Below are 19,800 nucleotides of genomic sequence, written 5' to 3'. Positions count from 1 at the left end.
CACGCTCGCGCAGTTCGTCGGGGTACTTACGGGGAGCAGCCATGATCGGCATCCTTCCGGGTCTTCGATGTCTCCATCAAACCCGGGGCGGTTCAGTCTGTTCGGCTGCCGCCTGCTGTTGGGCGTGCTGGCGGGTGCGGTGCCAATGCATCGCGTAGGCGACCGCGGTGAGCGCCACGTCCAGCAGCATTGCCAGTCCGGCGCCGTCCCCGTGCGGTACCGGGTCCTTCCAGATCGCCGTTGGACGGCGCGGATGTCGTGGTCGCGGCGGGGGCGGCGGCCGTCCTGGCGGACGAGGGTGGCTGCGATGTGGATGTGGTCGTCGGCGTGCCGTACGGCGACCCAGCGGCAGGCGTCGGTGTCTCCGGCGGGGGCGATACCGGCGGCAGCCACGATCCGGCGGGCGATCTCCGCCCATTGGGCATCGGACAGGATCGGGTCCTCGCGGGCGGCACGGACCGGGCAGTGCCACACCGTGGTCTTCGGAGCCCGGCGGCCGAGCATGGCCACCGGCTGGTCGAGCTGTGTGTGGAGCTGCTTTTCCACCTCTTTGGGGTCACGGTGCGGGCTGCGGCCGGGGTCTGGGGCGAAGGCGTTCCAGGAGGCGACAAGGTGCGGATCAATGTGCTCGTTGGCGGTGCCTTTGCCGAAGAGGTAGGCGATCAGGCGGCGGGTACTGCCCTTGCCGGTGATGATCTTCGGTATCACCGGCTCACCGACCCTCGGTGACCTGGGCGATGGCAGTGTCCAGCTCGGCAATCGACGCCTCGACGCGATCGAGGAGCCGGTGGACGGTGTCGGGCTGGGGCCAGGTGCCGTCCTTGTTGAGGTGCCAGGTGAGCTGGTTGAGGTTGTTGCCGATGCCGGCGAGCTGCCTGTTGGCGGCCATCAGCACCTGAACCATGGCGCGATAGTCGGCGACCGCTGCCGTGGGATCCTCGGCGCGGGCGGCGGCGAGCGATGCCTCGGCGACGTAGCCACCGGGTTTCATGCGGCTGAGTGCGGCGGCGTGCTCGACTTCGGCGAACTCGCTGTCGCTGTAACGGGGGTGGACGCGGTGTTCGCGCAGGCGCGGCTGACGCAGGCGGCGTCGCGTCGTGGGCGTCTGTGCGGTGTGCGGCGATGGTGTGGTGGCTCCCGTATCGGTCGGCTCCCCCGGGCCAGCCGACTCCGGTGCTCCCTCGGCGCCGGATGCCTCCGCCCCCTCTGGGGCGGAGGCCGGGTAAGGACTCCTTACCCGACAACTTGCTGCGCTGTCTGAGGCTGAGGTGGTGTGCATCTGCTGCTGAGCTGTGGGGAGTTCGTGGTGCTGTTCGTGCATGGGGGTACTCCGGTGGCGAGGGGAGGGAGGTGTGTCACGTGTGTCGCATCCGTCCCATGCCTGGTCAGGACAGGTACGGACACTCGGTCAGGTACGGAGAAGTCCGTCCCGGCGAGAGCATCCGTCCCCGCGCTGACCTGCGCGGGGACGGATGCGACGCCGAGATACGGCCCCAGGGGAGGCGGGTCAGCGGGCGCGTTTGGGGCCGGCGGGGCTGCCGGGCGGGCCGATGGGCAGCGAGCCCGCCGGGGCGGCGGGCGGCTTGCCCTGGGCCGGGCGCGCGGGCGTGGCGTCGTGGGTGGGGGCAGGCGCCGTCTCGGCGAGGTCGGGGCAGTGTCGGGCCCAGCTGTCGAGGAACCTGTTACGGGCGTACCCCTTGGCCTGCCTGCCCTTGTCGAACCGGTAGTTGGCCGGACGGATATCGAAGTCCCGCAACATTCTGACCAGGTAGTAGGCGTTGAGCCCCTTGGTGCCGTGCTCAGCCCAGGGGGCGTCGGGGTCCTGGAGCAGGGCGGCGACCAGATCCTGGCTGGACAGGGCCTCGGGGTTGCCGTGTGCCTCGAATACGCGGTGGATGTCTCGTAGCAGCCGCGTCTTCAGGTTGGTCTGCTCGTCCTGGACAGCCTCGAACCGGGTCATCGCCCCACAGGCCGCACGAGCACTGGCGGGCCAGTGGCCGCCGGCCAGGTCGGCGATGATGACCAGCGGTTCCCAGGTGTCCGCCGCCCGGTCCTCGACAGGCATCGTTGGCGCCATGCGGCTGGCCGTGCCGCGCAGCGGGCCCAGCCAGGCGGCCAGTTTGTCCCGCACCGCGTTCAGCTCCGGTGTGGCGTAGCGCGAGCGGAACGGGGTCACCTTCTCGCCCGGCTTGCGCTTTTGCATGCGGAGCACGACCGCCCGGTCCGTGATCGTGTCGGGCAGGTCACCGATCGAGGCCAGCGCGGCCATGGCGAAGGTCGGATACGGGGTCGGCTTGTGCTCCGGACCGGAGATGCGCCAGGCGGGCCGGTTGCGCTGGTGTCCGGCGTTCAGCAGGCCGCGCAGTTCCTCGTTGTCGCCGGCCTTGCTGAAGATGGCGTCGGCCTCGTCCACGAGGATCGTGCGCGGGTTCTTGCCGATGATGCGGAAGAGCACCGCCGTGGACATGTTCACCGTCATGATCGGCTGGTGGACGGTCTCGTGAAGCACGTCCAGAACACGGGACTTGCCGCAGCCCTTCGTCGGGCCTACGACCGCCAGACGCGGCGCGTGCTGCAGAACGGTCTGGATGTGCGTGGCCGCCACCCACAGGGTGACCGCTGTCAGCGCCTCGTCACTGGGCAGCACGACGTACTTGCCGATCGCCGCCCGCACCTCATCCAGCAGTTCCGCACCCTCACCGGAACCCCGTTCCCCAGGGTCTGCCGGTCCCCGAGGAGGCCGGGAGCGGGTCCCGTGATCCGGTCCCCGTGCGTCGACGGGACCGGTCCCCTCCTGCTGGGCGGTTCCCGCCACGGGGTTGTCGGTCCCCAGCGCCTGGTGGGGACCGTGATCACGGTCCCCACCAGCGGCATCAGCAGACGGCTGGGGACGGTCCCCGTGTGCCTCCACATCCGCCGAGTGCTCGACGGTCCCCGACGCCGGGGACCGTGTGTCCACCTGATCCCTGCGGCGCCAGGGGATGCCTTCGCCGGGGACCGCGGGAGTGGGCCAGTCAGTCGGGGAGGCGTTCGTGGAGCTGGGGGACGTAGAGTCCTCCATAGGCGTTCCTCTCCGGTGAGAGGCAGGACGGGCAAGGTCCCACCCCTCACCAGCTCATTCGTTCAGGGATGGGCGATCAGTTGGGAAGTCTTCGGCCCTCGGCGTTGTCGCGCCGGGGGCCGCTTCGTTGTCCGCGCCAGACGCGGGGTCAGGCCGTGAGGTCGTACGACGTCTGGGCATCCAGCCACGCGTCCACCTCCCGCCAGCGGTAGCGCAGGTGACGGCCGACCTTGTGGACGCTGGGGCCGATGCCCCGGTACTTCCACTGGTAGAGGGTCTTCACCGGTACCCCGAGGTACGCAGCCACGTCGGCGGGAGTGGCGAGCTGGTCACGCTCGGCGCCGGCAAGGCGCGGGGAGTGGTTCGGCAATGAGGTCTCCGTATAGGAATCAGGGTTTTGGATGGCAGGCGTGGGCAACACAGCCACACCACTTGGGAAGCGTCCAGGGTGAATTCTGAAACTCCCGGCTACTTCCCTCGGTGTCGCCGGGGAAGACCAAAACAGTAAGGGCAGATCCCCGGTTGCCGAAATCGCTCCCCTGGAAGCCGAAATTTTCTGCGGAGAAGCAGCCGACTGAAGTGCCGGAATCCGGTACCTCAGCAGTTCAGAGGCGGTGTCCAGTGCTGAGAAGTGGCGTGGCCAGTCCAGCGGATATGCCATCCGATAGCCGCTCAAATCGCCCGCTTCTTTGACGCGGCGGGAAGGTAGCACAACCTCCCCAGCGAAACGGCTCGTGATGTGCCTGAATTCGACGAGACGAACACCACTTCGCCTCCGGGCGACTTTTGGAGAGTTTAAGAACTAACTCTTGCCATGGCGGCCGACTGCAAGTTACAGCTATTTGTCATGTCCAACCGACCTGTCGAAATAGGCCCCGCCGGCCTCCACACGGCCCGCGCCATCGAGCACCTACGCCTCGTGCGCAGCCTGCCCCAGCACCAGCTCGCGACCCCTCCCGCAGCCCTGCTGCTCCCGTGGCTGACGCACATCGCCGCGCCCTACGCCACAGCCCAGTCCCCTAACCTCATCCAGGAGGCCCTTCTTGGCTGACGTGTACGACCGCTGGCACAAGTCCCACCCCAAGCCCACCGAGGCCGAGTGCGGCGAACACAAGAGCCGTACGAAGCGGATAGTCCCTACCGCCGATCACGGCATCGGCAAGCGCTGGCAGGTCCGTTACCGCGACCTGGACGGCCGCCAGCGCAAGGAGAACTTCCACACGAAGGCCGAAGCGGACAACCGTGCCGCCGAGGTCGACGTCGAGATCCGGCGCGGCTCCTACGTCGTCCCGGCCGAGACGAAGCAGACACTCGGCGCCTACGCGCAGAAGTGGCTCGACGCGAACTCCGTCGGCCCCACGACCGCGCTCCGCTACGAGGCGACCGTCCGCAACCACATCGTGGAGCACCTCGGTCGGCGCGAGCTGCGGTCCCTCAACCAGCCCTCGATCATTCAGGGTTGGATCCGCACGCTCCAGGACGCGGAACTGGAAGTGTCGACGATCGAGGGCATCTTCGACATCCTCTCCAGCATCCTCGGCATGGCCGTGGAGGACGGGCTGCTGCCGAAGAACCCCTGCAAGTCGAAGTCGGTCAAGCTGCCGACGGCGACCAAGAAGAAGATCATCCCCTGGTCGTTGGAACGCGTACGTGCGGTCGTCGCCGGACTCCCGAAACGCTTCCAGGCAGGCGGCAAGCTCGCCTTCGGCTGCGGCCTGCGGCAGGGCGAGGTGTTCGGCTTCGCAGTCGACGACATCGACTTCAAGGGCCGCTGGATCCACGTCAACCGCCAGGTGCGGCTGGTCGGTACGAAGCCTGTCTTCGCCCTGCCCAAGGGCAACAAGATCCGGTCAGTGCCCCTGCCGGCCCAACTCGCCGCCACCGTCAGGGCCCACATGAAGGAGTTCCCGCCCGTCGCCGTCACGCTGCCCTGGGCCAAGCCGGACGGCGAACCGAAGACCTTCCGTCTCCTCTTCGTGGACGAGAAGAGCCGGGCCTACAACCGCAGCGTCTTCAACATGGGTGCCTGGAAACTCGCCCTGGCCGCCGCCGGCGTGATCCCTCCGCGCGAGCGCGGAGCGCGCTACCTCCAGGCGGCCCCGGAAGACGGTATGCACGCCCTCCGGCACGCCCGCCTCCGTACTCCTGGACGCGGGGGAGAGCATCAAGGCGCTCTCCGAATACCTCGGTCACTCGGACCCGGGCTTCACGCTGCGGACGTACACGCACCTACTGCCATCCAGCGAGACCCGCACCCGCAAGGCGATCGACGACGCCTTCACGGAAACGGAAACGGAAGCGGGGACGGGAGCCGAGGCGGAAGACAACGGCGACCCACCCGTCGCCCAGGGCGCATCAGTGCCCCCAGTAAAATCAATGTGCCCTCAATGTGCCCTGGCCGCCTGACGGCCCCTCCCCGGCACCAAAAAGGGCGAGGCCCGAAGACCCCGCCCGATCCGCAAGAAACCCCAGGTCACGGCCACACAAGGCAATACGGCTGATGCCCCGCCTCATGCAACCGATGGCTGAAGTCCTGCCACTCGTGCAGCAGTTGGTAGACGTTGAACGCATCCCGGGGCCCGCCCCGGTCCGGGACCGTCGACCAGATGAAGGCCGCCGCGCCCACTGCTTCCTCGCCGATGCCGCGCAGGGGGTCGACGACCGTCATGGGGAGTTTGACCACCGCGTAGTCGGGGTGGAGGACGACCAGTTCCAGGGGCGGGACCTTGTACAGGGGGACGCCCTCGATGCCCGTGAGGACCATCGCCGCCATGGTCTCCGGCTTGATCTTGGTGAACATGCCGTTCATACCGAGCTCGTCGCCGCCGAGCTCCTCGGGGCGCATCGAGATCGGGACACGGGCCGCGGTCGCGCCGTCGGGTGCGCCGAAGTACTTGTACGTCACCCCCACCCGACCACCATTCCTGCTCCCCGCCCGAAGATCGTCCACTCGGCGTTCAGTACGTCCGACGAGCCGCTCCGGTTCACCCGGCGGTTGCTGAGCCTGACGTGTCTCCTGAGTGTCCTCCGCTTCGCGTCGGTGCCTTCCCCGCCGGGCACGTCGAGGACCCAGGTCATCGGTCCCCTCGCCCAGTCCGCCACCGCGATGCATATCTCCACCCGACTGCTTTTCCAGAACGCGTCGCCCCCGCCGCGCAACCCGATCATCGTGTCAGTGACCTCCCCCACGGCCGCCCGCCGAAACGTGCGCTGAAACATCTGCCCGCAGGATCTCCGCAGCCTCTGACCACGCCCGGCCGCGTGAGCTGTGTGTATCAGGGACCAGTCTCGCAGACACCGGCGGCCTCGGAACCGGGTTGTCCCACGAGCCTCGTGTCCACCCCCCTGGCCTACCCTGAACAGGTCACTGGCACCCGGAGCCCGACTACGTCGGAGAAGGTCGGAGAAGTCGCAGGTCATGAGCGAACTCGCATATCCGTACGAAGCACCGGCCTCGCAGGCTCTTTTCGACCGCGCGGCGGCCGTCACGCCCGGTGGCGTGAACTCACCGGTGCGGGCCTTCCGAGCCGTCGGCGGCACGCCGCGGTTCATGGTGTCCGGCACCGGCCCGTATCTGACCGACGCGGACGGACGGGAGTACGTCGATCTCGTGTGCTCCTGGGGGCCCATGATCCTTGGGCACGCGCACCCCGAGGTCATCGCCGCCGTGCAGGACGCCGTCGCCCGCGGTACGTCCTTCGGTACGCCCGGTGAGGGTGAGGTCGCGCTCGCCGAGGAGATGGTCGCCCGGGTCGGGCCGCTGGAGCAGGTGCGGCTCGTGTCCAGTGGTACGGAGGCGACCATGTCCGCCATCCGGCTCGCGCGCGGGTTCACGCGGCGCACCAAGGTGATCAAGTTCGCCGGGTGCTACCACGGGCACGTCGACTCGCTGCTCGCCGCGGCCGGCAGCGGCGTCGCCACCTTCGCGCTGCCCGACACCCCGGGTGTCACCGGCGCCCAGGCCGGCGACACGATCGTCCTGCCGTACAACGACCTCGACGCCGTACACGAGGCCTTCCGGGCCCACCCCGGCGAGATCGCCTGCGTGATCACCGAGGCCTCCCCGGGCAACATGGGCGTCGTGCCGCCCGCCGACGGGTTCAACCAGGGACTCAAGGACGCCTGCGCCGAGAACGGCGCCCTCTACATCTCCGACGAGGTCATGACCGGCTTCCGGACCAGCCGCGCCGGGTGGTTCGGGGTCGACGGCGTGGTCCCCGACCTGATGACGTTCGGCAAGGTCATGGGCGGCGGCTTCCCCGCGGCGGCCTTCGGCGGCCGGGCGGACGTGATGGCGCACCTCGCCCCGGCCGGGCCCGTGTACCAGGCAGGCACCCTCTCCGGGAACCCCGTCGCCACCGCGGCCGGGCTCGCCCAGCTGCGGCTCCTCGATGACGCCGCCTACGACAGGGTCAACGCCGTGTCGCGCGAGATCCAGGGGCTCGTCACCGAGGCCCTGACCAAGGAGGGCGTCGCGCACCGGCTGCAGAGCGCCTCCAACATGTTCTCCGTGTTCTTCACCGACCGGCCCGTGCGGAACTACGAGGACGCCAAGGCGCAGGAGTCCTTCCGCTTCACCGCGTTCTTCCACTCGCTGCTCGGAGCCGGCGTCTACCTGCCGCCGTCGTCCTTCGAGTCCTGGTTCGTCTCCACCGCGCACGACGAACGGGCCGTGCAGCGGATCGCCGACGCCCTCCCGGCGGCGGCCCGCGCGGCAGCGGAGGCGACGGCATGAGCGGCGAGACGCACAACCAGACGAACCGCGAGACGCACGACGGGACGAACCGCGAGACGAACGGCGACCTCACCGTCGTCCACGTCATGCGGCACGGCGAGGTCGCCAACCCGGACGGCATCCTCTACGGGCGGCTCCCCGGCTACCACCTCTCCGACCTGGGCCGCCGCATGGCCGACCGGGTCGCCGAGCACCTGGCGGGGCGCGATGTGACGTACGTCGTCGCCTCGCCGCTGGAGCGGGCGCAGGAGACGGCCGAGCCGATCGCCAAGGCGCACGGGCTGGATCTCGCGACGGATGAGCGGCTGATCGAGGCCGAGAACATCTTCCAGGGGAAGACGTTCGGCGTCGGGGACGGGGCGCTGCGCAAGCCGGGCAACTGGAAGCACCTGGTCAACCCGTTCCGGCCGTCCTGGGGCGAGCCGTACGTCGACCAGGTCGTGCGCATGATGAGCGCGCTGGGCGCGGCGAAGGACCGGGCCAGGGGGCACGAGGCGGTCGTGGTCAGCCACCAGCTGCCCATCTGGATCGTCCGCTCGTACGTCGAGCGCCGCCGGCTCTGGCACGACCCGCGCAAGCGCCAGTGCACCCTCGCCTCCCTGACGACCTTCACGTACCAGGGCGACCGCATCGTCTCGGTCGGCTACTCCGAGCCGGCCCGCGACCTCGTCCCGGCGCATCTCCTCGCGGGCGCGAAGCCGGGGAAGGGGCAGACCAAGGCCTTCGGCGCGTAGGCGCGCCCGATCGCGACCGGAGCGTTCGGCAGACGCATAGGACGCATAGGACGCATAGGACGCATAGGACGCACAGGACGCACGGGGCGTTCGGCAGGGGGTGAATGCTTTCTGTTCGCCCTCTTCTGATCACTTGCGTCTCTTCCGTTACAGAATCTGCAAGTATCAGCGGAACCTCCCCGTCCGTCACGACCTCTTACTGGGTGACCACCAGAGAACGCGACGAATCGGGGATGCTATGCGCCCTTACTCCCGCAGGGGAATGCTCGGAATCGGCGCGGGTGCCGCGGCCGCCGTCTCGCTCGCCGGATGCGGTGGCCTCACCGGGGCGGACGATTCCAGCCACGCCGGTGGTTCCGGCGACGACTCCGCGAAGGGCGGTGCGAAGCCGAAGCCCGCCGCCCGGCCCATCGGCGACGGTTCCACCGCCTACACCGGCAAGCAGCCCCACCAGCCCGCGAAGCCCGAGCCGCTGGAGCCGGGCCAGACCCCGCCGCAGTTCGTCGTGTTCTCCTGGGACGGCGCCGGCGAGGTCGGCAACGGCCTCTTCCCGCGCTTCCTGGACCTCGCCAAGGAGCACGGCGCGAGCATGACCTTCTTCCTGTCCGGGCTGTACCTGCTGCCCGAGTCGAAGAAGCGCCTCTACGACCCGCCGAACAACCCGCGCGGCGCCTCCGACATCGGCTACCTCACCGACGCGCACATCAAGGACACCCTGAAGAACGTCCGCCGCGCCTGGCTGGAGGGCCACGAGATCGGCACCCACTTCAACGGGCACTTCTGCGGCGAGTCCCACGGCTCGGTCAAGAACTGGACGCCCCGGCAGTGGCGCAGCGAGATCGACCAGGCGAAGTCCTTCGTGAAGGAGTGGCGCACCAACGGCGGCTGGACCGACCTGCCCGCGCTGCCGTTCGACTACGACAAGGAACTCGTCGGCGGCCGTACGCCCTGCCTGCTCGGCCAGGACAACCTGCTGCCCACCGCCCGCGAGCTGGGCTGGCGCTACGACGCCTCCTCGCCCGGCGGCCTCCAGGTCTGGCCGCGCAAGCGCCAGGGCATATGGGACCTGCCCCTGCAGCAGATACCTTTCCCCGGACGTGGCTTCGAGGTCCTGTCGATGGACTACAACATGCTCGCCAACCAGTCCCTCAACTCCACGAAGGCCCCGGCGCACAACTACCCGGGCTGGCGGCAACAGTCGGCCCAGGCGTACATCCAGGGATTCAAGCGAGCATACGAGACAAACCGGGCACCGCTCTTCATCGGCAACCACTTCGAGCAGTGGAACGGCGGCATCTACATGGACGCCGTCGAGGAGGCCATCACGCACATCGCGCGGGAGAAGGAGAAGGGCGGGGATGTGCGTCTCGTCTCCTTCCGGCAGTTCACCGACTGGCTCGACGTGCAGAAGCCCGAGGTGCTCGGCAAGCTCCGTACGCTCGGGGTCGGACAGCAGCCGGCCGGTGGCTGGCGGGATTTCACGGGCCAGACGTCCACGCCCAGCGGAGATGCCTCGCAGAACGCCGCCTGAAATGCGGTTTTCCGCCCGCAAGGGGGGTGGGCGAGAGTCCCAGAACGGGCATGCGAAACTTTTCACATGAGTGCCGCCAGCCGTGCCCCCCTGCGCTCGAACCGCGCCCGCCGTGTCCGCCGTAACGCAGCGCTGACCGCCGGTCTCGCCGCGACCGCGCTGCTCGTCTCCGCGTGCGGCTCCGGCGGCACCTCCGGCGGGGGCGGCAACACCAACTTCGTCACCGGCACCGACGGCATCTCCACGGTCGCCGAGGGGAAGCGCACCCCGGCACCCGACCTGTCCGGCGAGACCATCGCCGGCAAGACGCTCGATGTCGCCGACTACAAGGGCAAGGTCGTCGTCCTCAACGTGTGGGGGTCCTGGTGCAACCCCTGCCGCGCCGAGGCCAAGTACTTCGCGAAGGTCTCCAAGGCGTACGCCGGCAAGGGCGTGCAGTTCGTCGGCATCAACACCCGGGACACCTCCACCGGCGCGGCCCTGGCCTTCGAGAAGGACTGGGGCATCACCTACCCCAGCCTCTACGACCCGACCGGCAAGCTGCTGCTGCGCTTCAAGAAGGGCACGCTCAACCCGCAGGCGATCCCCTCCACGCTCATCCTCGACCGGGACGGGAAGATCGCGGCCCGCTCGCTGTCCGCCCTCAGCGAGGAACGGCTGCTGAAGATGCTCAAGCCGGTCGTCGCGGAGAAGTGACTTGAGCGCCATCACCACGCTCGCCGCCGCCACCGACCCCAACCAGACCGTCCTCAACGGCGCGCTGCTGGTGGCCCTGCCCCTCGCCCTGCTCGGCGGCCTGGTCTCATTCTTCTCGCCGTGCGTCCTGCCCTTGGTCCCCGGCTACCTCTCCTACGTCACCGGCGTCAGCGGCACCGACCTGGCCGAGGCGCGGCGGGGCCGGATGGTCGCCGGGGCCTCCCTGTTCGTGCTGGGCTTCACCGCCGTGTTCGTCTCCGGCGGGGCCTTCTTCGGCTTCTTCGGGCAGACGCTCCAGGAGCACCGGGACGTGCTGTCCAAGGTGCTCGGCACGCTCATGATCCTCATGGGCGTCTTCTTCATGGGCCTGATGCCCTGGTTCACCCAGCGGGAGTTCCGAGTCCACCGGCGGCCCGTGGCCGGGCTGGCCGGCGCACCCATGCTCGGCGCGCTGTTCGGCATCGGCTGGACGCCCTGCATCGGCCCCACCCTCGCCTCCGTGCTGGCACTCTCCTCCGACCAGGGCAGCGCGGGCCGCGGCGCCGTCCTGACCATCGCGTACTGTCTGGGCCTGGGCCTGCCGTTCGTGCTCGCCGCGGTCGCCTTCCGCAAGGCCCTCGGAGCCTTCGGCTGGTTCAAGCGCCACTACGTCTGGGTGATGCGGGTCGGCGGCACCATGATGATCGTGACCGGTCTGCTGCTGCTGACCGGCGCGTGGGACCGCATCGTGCAGGAGATGCAGGTCTGGTCCGACGGCTTCACTGTGGGGATCTGATCGATGAGCAAGACCACCGCCTCCGACCCGGCCCCGTCCGCCGCCGAGGACCGGGAGCTGGGCGCCGCCGGCTCCCAGCTGTCCACCGCCCCCACGGAGGAGACGCCCCACCTGCCCGCCCTGGGCGTCGTCGGCTGGGCCCGCTGGTTCTGGCGGCAGCTGACCTCCATGCGCGTCGCGCTGCTGCTGCTCCTGCTGCTCTCCCTCGGCGCGATCCCCGGCTCGCTGATCCCGCAGACCGGCCAGGACGAGACGAAGGTCGCCGACTTCCGCGAGGCGAACCCCACCCTCGCGGACCTCTACGACAAGCTGGGGCTGTTCCACGTCTACAGCTCGGTGTGGTTCTCCGCGATCTACATCCTGCTGTTCGTCTCCCTCATCGGCTGCATCGTGCCCCGCACCTGGCAGTTCGTGGGCCAGCTGCGCGGCCTGCCGCCCGGCGCGCCCAGGCGGCTGACCCGGCTGCCCGCCCACACCACGTGGCGCACCACGGCCCGGCCCGAGGAGGTCCACCAGGCCGCCCTGGCCCTGCTGAAGAAGCGCCGCTTCCGCACCCACCTCACCGGTGACGCCGTCGCCGCCGAGAAGGGCTACCTGCGCGAGCTGGGCAACCTCGCCTTCCACATCGCCCTCATCGTGATGCTGATCGCCTTCGCCTGGGGCCAGCTGTACAAGTCCGAGGGCAACAAACTGATCGTCGAGGGTGACGGCTTCTCCAACACCCTGACCCAGTACGACGACTTCAAGTCCGGCAGCCTCTTCACCTCCGACGACCTGGTGCCCTTCAGCTTCAACGTGAAGGACTTCACCGGCACCTATGAGCGCACCGGCCCCAACAAGGGCACGCCGCGCGTCTACCGGACCGACCTCACCTACAGCTCCGGCGCCTACGGCAAGGACGAGAACGCCACCGTCAAGGTCAACCACCCGCTGGAGATCGGCGACTCCAAGGTCTACCTCGTCAGCCACGGCTACGCCCCCGTCATCACCGTCCGCGACGGCAAGGGCAACGTGGTCTTCGACGACGCCGTGCCGCTGCTGCCGCTGGACGCCAACGTCACCTCCTCCGGTGTCGTCAAGGTCCTCGACGGCTACCGCAACACCGAGGGCAAGAAGGAGCAGCTGGGCTTCAACGCGTTCTTCGTGCCGACGTTCGGCGGCTCCGCCAGCGGCACGATGCTGTCGCAGTTTCCCGCGCTGGACTCCCCGGTGCTCGCGCTGTCCGCCTACCACGGCGACCTGGGGGCCGACTCGGGCATCCCGCAGAGCGTGTACCAGATGGACAAGAGCAACATGAAGGAGTTCAAGGACTCCGAGGGCAAGCTGTTCAAGAAGCTGCTGCGGCCCGGCGAGACCATGACGCTCCCGAACGGCGCCGGCACGGTCACCTTCGGCAAGGACATCAAGGAGTGGGCCGGCTTCCAGATCGTCCAGGAGCCCGGCGGCAGGTGGGCCCTCGCCGGGGCCCTCGCCGCCATCGGCGGTCTCGCCGCCTCCCTGTTCATCCAGCGCCGCCGCGTCTGGGTGCGCGCGGTCGAGGGCGCCGATGGCGTCACCGTCGTGGAGATGGCCGGCCTCGGCCGCAGCGAGTCCGCCAAGGTCCCCGAGGAGCTGGGGGACCTCGCCGGGATCCTCTACGAGCAGGCCCCGGGCGTACCCGGGCCCGACGACCCCGCAGATTCCCCCGACCTCGACCCCGACCCCCACCAGGAGCCGGGTACCGAAACCCCCGTACCTGCCGAAGGGGCTGAGAAGTGACTCTCGCCGCCGCCACCAACGAAAACCTCGCGGAGATCAGCAATGTGCTGATCTACTCCGCGATGGCCGTCTACACCCTGGCCTTCTTCGCGTACATCGCCGAATGGCTCTTCGGCAGCCGCAGCAAGGTCGCCCGGACCGCCGCCGCGCTCACCGCGACGACGGAGGCGAAGAAGGCCCCGGCCGTCACGGTGAACACGACCGGAGGCACCGCCGTCCTGGAGCGGCCGAAGGTCACCGTGCGGGCCGCGGCCGGTCAGCGGGACGTGCCGGACGGGCCCGGGGCGCACGGCGGGGACGCGCAGGGCGACCTGTACGGCCGGGTCGCCGTGTCCCTCACCGTGCTCGCCTTCCTGATCGAGCTGGGCGGCGTCATCGCCCGCGCGGCCTCGGTGGAACGGGCGCCGTGGGGCAACATGTACGAGTTCAACATCACGTTCTCCACGGTCGCGGTGGGTGTGTACCTCGGGCTGCTGGCGCTGAAGAAGAACGTGCGCTGGCTCGGCCTGTTCCTCATCACCTCGGTCCTGCTCGACCTGGGCCTGGCCGTCACGGTCCTGTACACCGCCAGCGACCAGCTGGTCCCGGCGCTGCACTCGTACTGGCTGTACATCCACGTCTCCACGGCGATCTTCTGCGGCGCGGTCTTCTACGTGGGCGCGGTCGGCACGATCCTGTACCTCTTCAAGGACTCCTACGAGAACAAGCTGGCGAGCGGCGGCAAGCCCGGCACCTTCGCGACCTCGGTCCTGGAGCGGCTGCCCTCCGCCGCCTCCCTCGACAAGTTCTCCTACCGCGTCAACGCGGCCGTCTTCCCGCTCTGGACGTTCACGATCATCGCGGGCGCCATCTGGGCCGGTGACGCCTGGGGCCGCTACTGGGGCTGGGACCCGAAGGAGACCTGGTCCTTCATCACCTGGGTCGCCTACGCCTGCTACCTCCACGCCCGCGCCACGGTCGGCTGGAAGGGCCGCAAGGCCGCCTACCTGGCCCTCATCGCCTTCGGCTGCTGGCTGTTCAACTACTACGGCGTGAACATCTTCGTCTCCGGCAAGCACTCGTACGCAGGCGTTTGACCCCCGAGACTCCCGAGCTGCAGAGACCCCCGAGACTCCCGCGCGTCTAACGCCGCTTCGGTGCGCGGGTGTTCAGCTGAACTTCATCCCGGCGTGGTACGTGATGAGGGAGGGACGGGTTTACGGCTGCCCGTCGGCATCCTGGTAGAAGTTCAGCCATCCGGGGTAGGTAACTGTCGGCGAGCGGCTGAATACGCGATGCTGTGTTCGTCACGCAGCACGCCACGACCGTCTGGGGGGTAGACGATGAGTGTGACCATTGACGAGCGGGCCCTTACGGATCACGAGGACGACATCGTGATCATCGTGTCCGACGCCGATTACCAGGATGCCGCGCAGCGAGCCCTGGACGAGCTCGGGCTGACCTATGCCGAGCTCCGGGAGCAGGCCGAGAAGGGGGACTTCTCCTCGTCGCAGGCCCATGCGCTGTGGGTGTCCATCGGCGGCACGGTTGATCTCTGATCTGTCCAAGCAGGCCTACAAGTTCGCCAAGGAGTTACAGGAGACCCTCAACGGGACCGTGAGCCAGCATGTGCGCATAGCCGCCGTGCTGCGCCCGCGTTCCGCGGCCGGTCCTGTCTTCACTCTCGGGCATGGCCTGTCTGCCGCCAATCCCACCCAACCGACGGCGTTCCCGCTCCGCGTCGACCACAAGAAGCCGCGGTCCTGGATGAACCTGTCGTTCCAGGTGCGCCTGGACGACGAGGCCGACTTCCTGACCGTGCATTCGTCGTACTGCGGGATCTTCGCCGACGAGGCCCTGGAGACCTGCCTGCTGCACTGGGACTACGAACGGGAGAAGGACAGGTACACGAGCGCGCACGTGCAGGTGTACGGCACGTCGCCGGCGCTGGAGGCGCTCAACAGGACCAGAAGCGCTCGCTGGACAAACTGCACCTCCCCGTCGGGGGCAGGCGCTTCCGGCCCTGCATCGAGGACGTCATCGAGTTCCTGATCACGGAGCGGCTGGCCGACGGCCGGGAGGGCTGGGAGAAGCGCGTTGAAGAGGGACGCAACCGCTATCGGCGTGGCCAGCTGCTCGCGGCCATGAGACGCAACCCGGATGTGGTCGAGGAGTACCTCAAGGGGCTTTGACGACCAGTTCCGATGAGGCTCTCGACGCCCCACGCCGCTGCCCGCAGTGTCCAGCCGCGCAGCGCCTCGCCCAGCGCGTCCAGGTCGGCCCGGCCGGGGAGGTCGAAGGCCGCGCCGATCCAGGTCGGTACGAACAGGCCGTCCTCGCGCACGGACCGGGCCGTCCGCAGGTGCGACTCCTGGAACTGGGCGGGCGGCCTGGAGTCCTCCGGCAGGGCCTTCGCCGTCGCGACGGTCGCCGGACTGAGCGTCCATTCGACGAGTCGTCCAGGCCGCACCTCGCAGCGCTGGATGTCGGTCATTCGCACAGGGCGTCTCCGCTCACAGATGGGACAGACCCGATCAAGGGAATGCCGAGCCGGCCACCGCCCACACCGGGTGTCGCCACATTTCAATGGAACGGATGGCATCTCGAACGGCGATACGAGCCCTGACCAGGGTGCTCAGCTGACGCCGATGTCCTCGTTCCAGAGCGCAGGGTGGGCCGCGATGAACCGGCGCATCAGAGCGGCGCACTCCTCGTCGTCCAACAACACGATCTCCACCCCGTGTTCGGCGAGCCAGTCGTGCCCGCCGTGGAAGGTGACCGCCTCGCCGATCACCACCCGGGAGATGCCGAACTGCCGGACCAGACCGGAGCAGTACCAGCAGGGGGACAGGGTCGTCACCATCGTCGTGCCCCGGTACGACCGCTGCCGCCCCGCCGCGCGGAAGGCCGCCGTCTCCGCGTGCAGGCTGGGGTCGCCGTCCTGGACGCGCCGGTTGTGCCCTCGGCCCAGGAGGGTTCCGTCCGCGCCGTAGAGGGCGGCACCGATCGGGATCCCGCCCTCGGCGAGCCCGCTCCGGGCCTCCGCCACGGCGGTGGCGAGCCAGGCACGTGCCTGGTTGCGGTCCATGGGGGCACTCCGATCTGCGGCTGGAGGATGAGAGGTTTCCTCACCCTCATCCTCACCCTCATCCTCCGACTTCGGCTGTGGTACTGGCTGTGGTTGTGGCTGTGGCTTCGGCTTGCGGTCCCGGCCCACCTGCTGTCGCTCCTGTCGTCGTCCCGGCCGCGCCGAGCTCCAGGTAGGCGTTCAGGGCTGCCGCGCCCCCGATCATGGCCCTGCTCCGCGCCGTCAGCGCCTCGCCGCGCGCCGCGACCGCCGCCCGCAGCGCGTCGCTGCTGCCCTCCCGCCGCAGCCCCTCCAGCACCGGTCGGATCTGGTCGAACAGATAGTGACTGCGGCGCAGGGTGTGCACCAGCCGGGCGTCCCGCACATCGGCGGGCTCGTACACCCGGTACCCCGTGCCGCGCTCGCGCCCCGGCGTCAGCAGCCCGGCACCCTCCCACACCCTCAGCGCGGACGTCCGTACGCCCAGCAGTACGGCCACCTCCCCGATGCGCAGCCCGCCGGAGCGGGGCAGGGGAGCGGGCGGTTCGGCCGCCAGCAGTTCCAGGGCCTCGCTCGCCGCCCGCAGCGACACCCGCTCCTCGTGCAGCGCCGCATGCGCCGCGTCGACCAGCGCGAGCGCGCCCGGGACGTCCCCGCCGTGCAGCGTCCGCATGACCCCCGTCGCCGCGACCGGCCCGTACCCCCGCATCAGGGCCCGGTACGCCACCAGCGCGCCACGGTGCGCCGCCCCGAAGACGCGGTAGCCGGACGCGGTCCGCGCGGCCGGGGGCAGCACACCGGCGTCCTCGTAATTGCGGATCTGCTGCGTCGAGACACCGGCCAGCCGGGCGAGGTCGACGGGCCGGAGACGCCGTTCATCTGTCATCGATTTGAAGCTTACGGCAGTACCAGCCGGAGCGGCTGCCTTCAAAGTCTCAACACCGCACTTCAATGGAAGACTTGAAGGAATGGACAACAGCATCCGGATCACCGGCGCCCGCCTCCACAACCTCCAGAACGTCTCCCTCTCCCTGCCGAAGAACAGGCTGGTCGTCCTGACCGGCCTGTCCGGCTCCGGCAAGTCCACCCTCGCCTTCGACACCCTCCACCGCGAGGGCCAGCGGCAGTACCTGGAGTCGCTGGGCATGGTCACCGGCCTCGTCAGCAAACCCGCCGTCGACTCGATCACCGGCCTGTCCCCGTCCATCAGCGTCGACCAGCACCTCACCAACCGCAGCCCGCGCTCCACGGTCGGCACGGTGACGGAGGTGTTCACCTACCTGCGGCTGCTGTGGTCGCGCATCGGCGTACGGCCCTGCCCCGGCTGCGGCCAGGACATCCCGCCGTCGTACGCCGCCGACACCGAGGCCGACGAGGACGCCGAGGCCGAGCAGCGGCCCTGTCCGCACTGCGGCACCCTCGTGCCCGAACTGGTCATGGGTTCCTTCTCGTTCAACAAGCCCGCCGGAGCCTGCCCGGCCTGCACCGGCCTGGGCGAGGTGGTCCGGCCCGACGCACGGCGCCTGGTCGACGGCGCGAAGCCGGTCGCCCAGGGCGCGGTGAAGGGCTGGAACGCGAAGTACACCGACTGGAGCCTGCCCGTGCTGCGGGCCGCCGCCGCCCACTACGGCTTCACCTTCGACGCCGACGCCCCGGTCGGCGAACTGGGCGATGTCCAGCGCGACCTGCTGCTCCACGGCGTCGAAAGCCCCGAGTTCCGGCGGCACTTCCCGGACACCGAGCCGCCGGCGACCGTGGCGGCGGGCCGCTTCGAAGGAGTCGCGACGGCGTTGCTGCGCCGCTACAGCGACCGCGCCGACGACCCCGAGTACCGCGAACGGGCCGAACAGCAGGGCCTGGTGAAGCAGCCCTGCGGGGACTGCGGCGGGACCCGGCTGCGGGCGGAGGCCCGGGCGGTGACCGTGCACGGCCTCACCGTCGTCGAGGCCGCCCGGCTCCCGCTGACCGGCCTCGGCACCTGGCTGGCCGGTCTGCGCGAGCGCTCCGGCGGGGACGAGTGGCTGCTGGTGGAGCCGGTCGTCGCCGACCTGGAGGAGCGGGTGCGGCGCCTGCTGGACGTCGGCGTCGGCTACCTCACCCTGGGCCAGGCCACCCCCAGCCTCTCCGCCGGCGAGACCCAGCGGCTGCGGCTGGCCGCCCTGCTCGGCTCCGGCCTGACCGGCGTGCTGTACGTCCTCGACGAGCCGACCATCGGCCTGCACCCCTCGGACACCGCCCGTCTGGTCGGCGTACTGCGCCGCCTGCGCGACCTCGGCAACACCGTGCTGGTCATCGAGCACGACCTGGACGTCCTGCGGGCGGCCGACCACGTGGTGGACGTCGGACCGGGCGCGGGCCGCGACGGCGGCCGAATCGTCGCGGCGGGCACGCCGGATGAAGTCGCCCGGACGGAAGGCTCGGTGACCGGCGCGTACCTGTCGGGCCTGCTGTCAGCGCCGCGCTCACGCGGACGCGGCGACAGCGACACGGCCGTCGTGATCCGCGGGGCCCGGGCCCACAACCTCAAGGACCTGACCGTACGGATCCCGCTGCGCCGCCTGGTGACGGTCACGGGCCCGTCCGGCTCCGGCAAGTCGACGCTGCTGCTCGACATCCTCGGCCGGGCCGCCCGCCGCCACTTCCACCGGGCGGGCGAACTGCCCGCCGAGCACGACGGCATCGACGGCTGGGAGTACCTCTCCAAGGCCGTCCTCATCGACCAGCAGCCGATCAGCCGCGTCCCGCGCTCCAACGCGGCCACGTACTCCGACGTCTTCACCCCGATCCGGGAGGTCTTCGCGGCCCGCAGCCAAGGCCGCCTGACCGCCGGGCACTTCTCCTTCAACGTGCCCGGCGGCCGCTGCGAACGCTGCGAGGGCGCGGGCGTCCTCACCGTCCACATGCACTTCCTCCCGGCGGTGGAGGTGCGCTGCCCGGCGTGCAAGGGCCGCCGCTTCCGGCCGGAGGTGCTGTCGGTCCGGCACGAGGGCCACGACATCGCCGAGGTGCTCCGGGCGACCGTGGACGAGGCACTGACGGTGTTCAAGGACGTCCCGCCGGTCGCCACCCGGCTGCGGCGGATGGCGGACGTCGGCCTCGGATACCTCCCCCTCGGCCAGCCCGCCACCACCCTCTCCGGCGGCGAGGCCCAGCGCCTGAAACTCGCGAAGGAACTGGGCCGGCGGACGACGGGCCGCGCCCTGTACCTGCTCGACGAACCGACCACGGGCCTGCACTCCGCCGACACCGCCCGCCTCCTCGAGGTCCTCCAGCGCCTCGTCGACGCCGGTCACTCGGTCGTCACCATCGAGCACAACCTCGACGTCGTCCACGCCTCCGACTGGCTGATCGATCTGGGACCGGAAGGCGGGGTGGGCGGGGGGCGGCTGGTGTCCCAAGGGGTGCCCGGGATCTGAACCGATCCCAGCTCCCGGACGTCTTCGTTGCGTATCCACCGGAGCCGG

At 69.7% G+C, this 19,800-nt stretch carries 18 protein-coding genes and 3 pseudogenes; 12 read left to right on the top strand and 9 right to left on the bottom strand.

What is annotated here, in order from left to right:
• From ACZ5TL_RS37195 to ACZ5TL_RS37180, 4 genes and pseudogenes are all read right to left on the bottom strand, one after another.
• Nucleotides 1-708, bottom strand: a pseudogene (locus ACZ5TL_RS37195) (hypothetical protein); the annotation flags it as partial.
• Nucleotides 709-712: 4 nt separating this feature from the next.
• A complete protein-coding gene (locus ACZ5TL_RS37190; RefSeq protein WP_149830143.1) occupies nt 713-1,279 on the bottom strand; it encodes a MobC family plasmid mobilization relaxosome protein in 567 nt (188 codons plus the stop codon).
• Nucleotides 1,280-1,507: 228 nt separating this feature from the next.
• Nucleotides 1,508-2,674, bottom strand: a complete 1,167-nt coding sequence (locus ACZ5TL_RS37185; RefSeq protein ID WP_399169235.1) for a DUF3631 domain-containing protein — start codon at nt 2,672-2,674, stop codon at nt 1,508-1,510.
• Between the two features lie 535 nt (nt 2,675-3,209).
• Nucleotides 3,210-3,431 carry a helix-turn-helix transcriptional regulator gene (locus ACZ5TL_RS37180; RefSeq protein WP_240103720.1) on the bottom strand — a complete coding sequence of 74 codons (222 nt, stop codon included), beginning with the start codon at nt 3,429-3,431 and terminating at the stop codon, nt 3,210-3,212.
• A 477-nt stretch (nt 3,432-3,908) separates the two neighbouring features.
• On the opposite strand from ACZ5TL_RS37180, the gene ACZ5TL_RS37175 reads away from it, so the two are divergent.
• Nucleotides 3,909-4,112 carry a hypothetical protein gene (locus ACZ5TL_RS37175; protein ID WP_399169234.1) on the top strand — a complete coding sequence of 68 codons (204 nt, stop codon included), beginning with the start codon at nt 3,909-3,911 and terminating at the stop codon, nt 4,110-4,112.
• Between the two features lies 1 nt (nt 4,113).
• A pseudogene (locus tag ACZ5TL_RS37170) lies at nt 4,114-5,467 on the top strand (tyrosine-type recombinase/integrase).
• Between the two features lie 67 nt (nt 5,468-5,534).
• Here the strand turns inward: ACZ5TL_RS37170 and ACZ5TL_RS37165 are convergent.
• Together ACZ5TL_RS37165 and ACZ5TL_RS37160 are read right to left on the bottom strand one after the other, a co-directional pair.
• A complete protein-coding gene (locus ACZ5TL_RS37165; RefSeq protein WP_301983146.1) occupies nt 5,535-5,972 on the bottom strand; it encodes a hypothetical protein in 438 nt (145 codons plus the stop codon).
• The gene (locus tag ACZ5TL_RS37160) at nt 5,963-6,280 is read right to left on the bottom strand and encodes a hypothetical protein (protein WP_468595209.1); all 318 of its coding nucleotides are present in this window, start codon (nt 6,278-6,280) and stop codon (nt 5,963-5,965) included. Before ACZ5TL_RS37160 ends, ACZ5TL_RS37165 begins: the two co-directional genes overlap by 10 nt.
• Nucleotides 6,281-6,479: 199 nt before the next feature.
• Here ACZ5TL_RS37160 and hemL point away from each other — a divergent pair, with 199 nt between their 5' ends.
• The 9 genes from hemL to ACZ5TL_RS37115 all read left to right on the top strand — a co-directional run bounded on the left by hemL (nt 6,480) and on the right by ACZ5TL_RS37115 (nt 15,321).
• Nucleotides 6,480-7,796, top strand: coding sequence for a glutamate-1-semialdehyde 2,1-aminomutase (hemL, locus tag ACZ5TL_RS37155; RefSeq protein ID WP_468595208.1), 1,317 nt, complete (start codon nt 6,480-6,482; stop codon nt 7,794-7,796).
• Between the two features lie 86 nt (nt 7,797-7,882).
• A complete protein-coding gene (locus ACZ5TL_RS37150; protein WP_468595212.1) occupies nt 7,883-8,530 on the top strand; it encodes a histidine phosphatase family protein in 648 nt (215 codons plus the stop codon).
• 238 nt (nt 8,531-8,768) lie between these two features.
• On the top strand, nt 8,769-10,061 hold the full coding sequence (locus ACZ5TL_RS37145; protein WP_468595207.1) for a polysaccharide deacetylase family protein: 1,293 nt from the start codon (nt 8,769-8,771) through the stop codon (nt 10,059-10,061).
• Between the two features lie 66 nt (nt 10,062-10,127).
• Complete coding sequence (locus ACZ5TL_RS37140) at nt 10,128-10,757, top strand: TlpA family protein disulfide reductase (protein ID WP_468595206.1); 630 nt, start codon at nt 10,128-10,130, stop codon at nt 10,755-10,757.
• Between the two features lies 1 nt (nt 10,758).
• The gene (locus tag ACZ5TL_RS37135) at nt 10,759-11,532 is read left to right on the top strand and encodes a cytochrome c biogenesis CcdA family protein (protein WP_468595205.1); all 774 of its coding nucleotides are present in this window, start codon (nt 10,759-10,761) and stop codon (nt 11,530-11,532) included.
• Nucleotides 11,533-11,535: 3 nt separating this feature from the next.
• Nucleotides 11,536-13,290 (top strand): cytochrome c biogenesis protein ResB, encoded by a 1,755-nt coding sequence (gene resB, locus ACZ5TL_RS37130; protein WP_468595204.1) that lies wholly within the window; start codon nt 11,536-11,538, stop codon nt 13,288-13,290.
• Entirely contained in the window at nt 13,287-14,366 is a 1,080-nt protein-coding gene (ccsB, locus tag ACZ5TL_RS37125; protein ID WP_468595203.1) for a c-type cytochrome biogenesis protein CcsB, read from the top strand. Before resB ends, ccsB begins: the two co-directional genes overlap by 4 nt.
• 252 nt (nt 14,367-14,618) lie before the next feature.
• On the top strand, nt 14,619-14,828 hold the full coding sequence (locus ACZ5TL_RS37120) for a hypothetical protein (protein WP_468595202.1): 210 nt from the start codon (nt 14,619-14,621) through the stop codon (nt 14,826-14,828).
• Nucleotides 14,818-15,321 carry a hypothetical protein gene (locus tag ACZ5TL_RS37115; RefSeq protein WP_468595201.1) on the top strand — a complete coding sequence of 168 codons (504 nt, stop codon included), beginning with the start codon at nt 14,818-14,820 and terminating at the stop codon, nt 15,319-15,321. The genes ACZ5TL_RS37120 and ACZ5TL_RS37115 overlap by 11 nt, the downstream gene beginning before the upstream one ends.
• Nucleotides 15,322-15,502: 181 nt before the next feature.
• Here the strand turns inward: ACZ5TL_RS37115 and ACZ5TL_RS37110 are convergent.
• The 3 genes and pseudogenes from ACZ5TL_RS37110 to ACZ5TL_RS37100 form a co-directional block, all read right to left on the bottom strand.
• Nucleotides 15,503-15,769 (bottom strand): annotated as a pseudogene (locus ACZ5TL_RS37110) (condensation domain-containing protein); the annotation flags it as partial.
• 135 nt (nt 15,770-15,904) lie between these two features.
• Entirely contained in the window at nt 15,905-16,357 is a 453-nt protein-coding gene (locus ACZ5TL_RS37105; RefSeq protein WP_468595200.1) for a nucleoside deaminase, read from the bottom strand.
• A 58-nt stretch (nt 16,358-16,415) separates the two neighbouring features.
• Entirely contained in the window at nt 16,416-17,222 is an 807-nt protein-coding gene (locus tag ACZ5TL_RS37100; protein ID WP_468595199.1) for a TioE family transcriptional regulator, read from the bottom strand.
• An 82-nt stretch (nt 17,223-17,304) separates the two neighbouring features.
• Between ACZ5TL_RS37100 and uvrA the strand changes: the two genes are divergently transcribed.
• Complete coding sequence (gene uvrA, locus ACZ5TL_RS37095) at nt 17,305-19,752, top strand: excinuclease ABC subunit UvrA (protein WP_468595198.1); 2,448 nt, start codon at nt 17,305-17,307, stop codon at nt 19,750-19,752.
• Nucleotides 19,753-19,800: the final 48 nt, after the last annotated feature.

This window comes from Streptomyces sp. NPDC033136, assembly GCF_055578235.1.
This window is presented reverse-complemented; position numbering and strand designations above follow the sequence as displayed.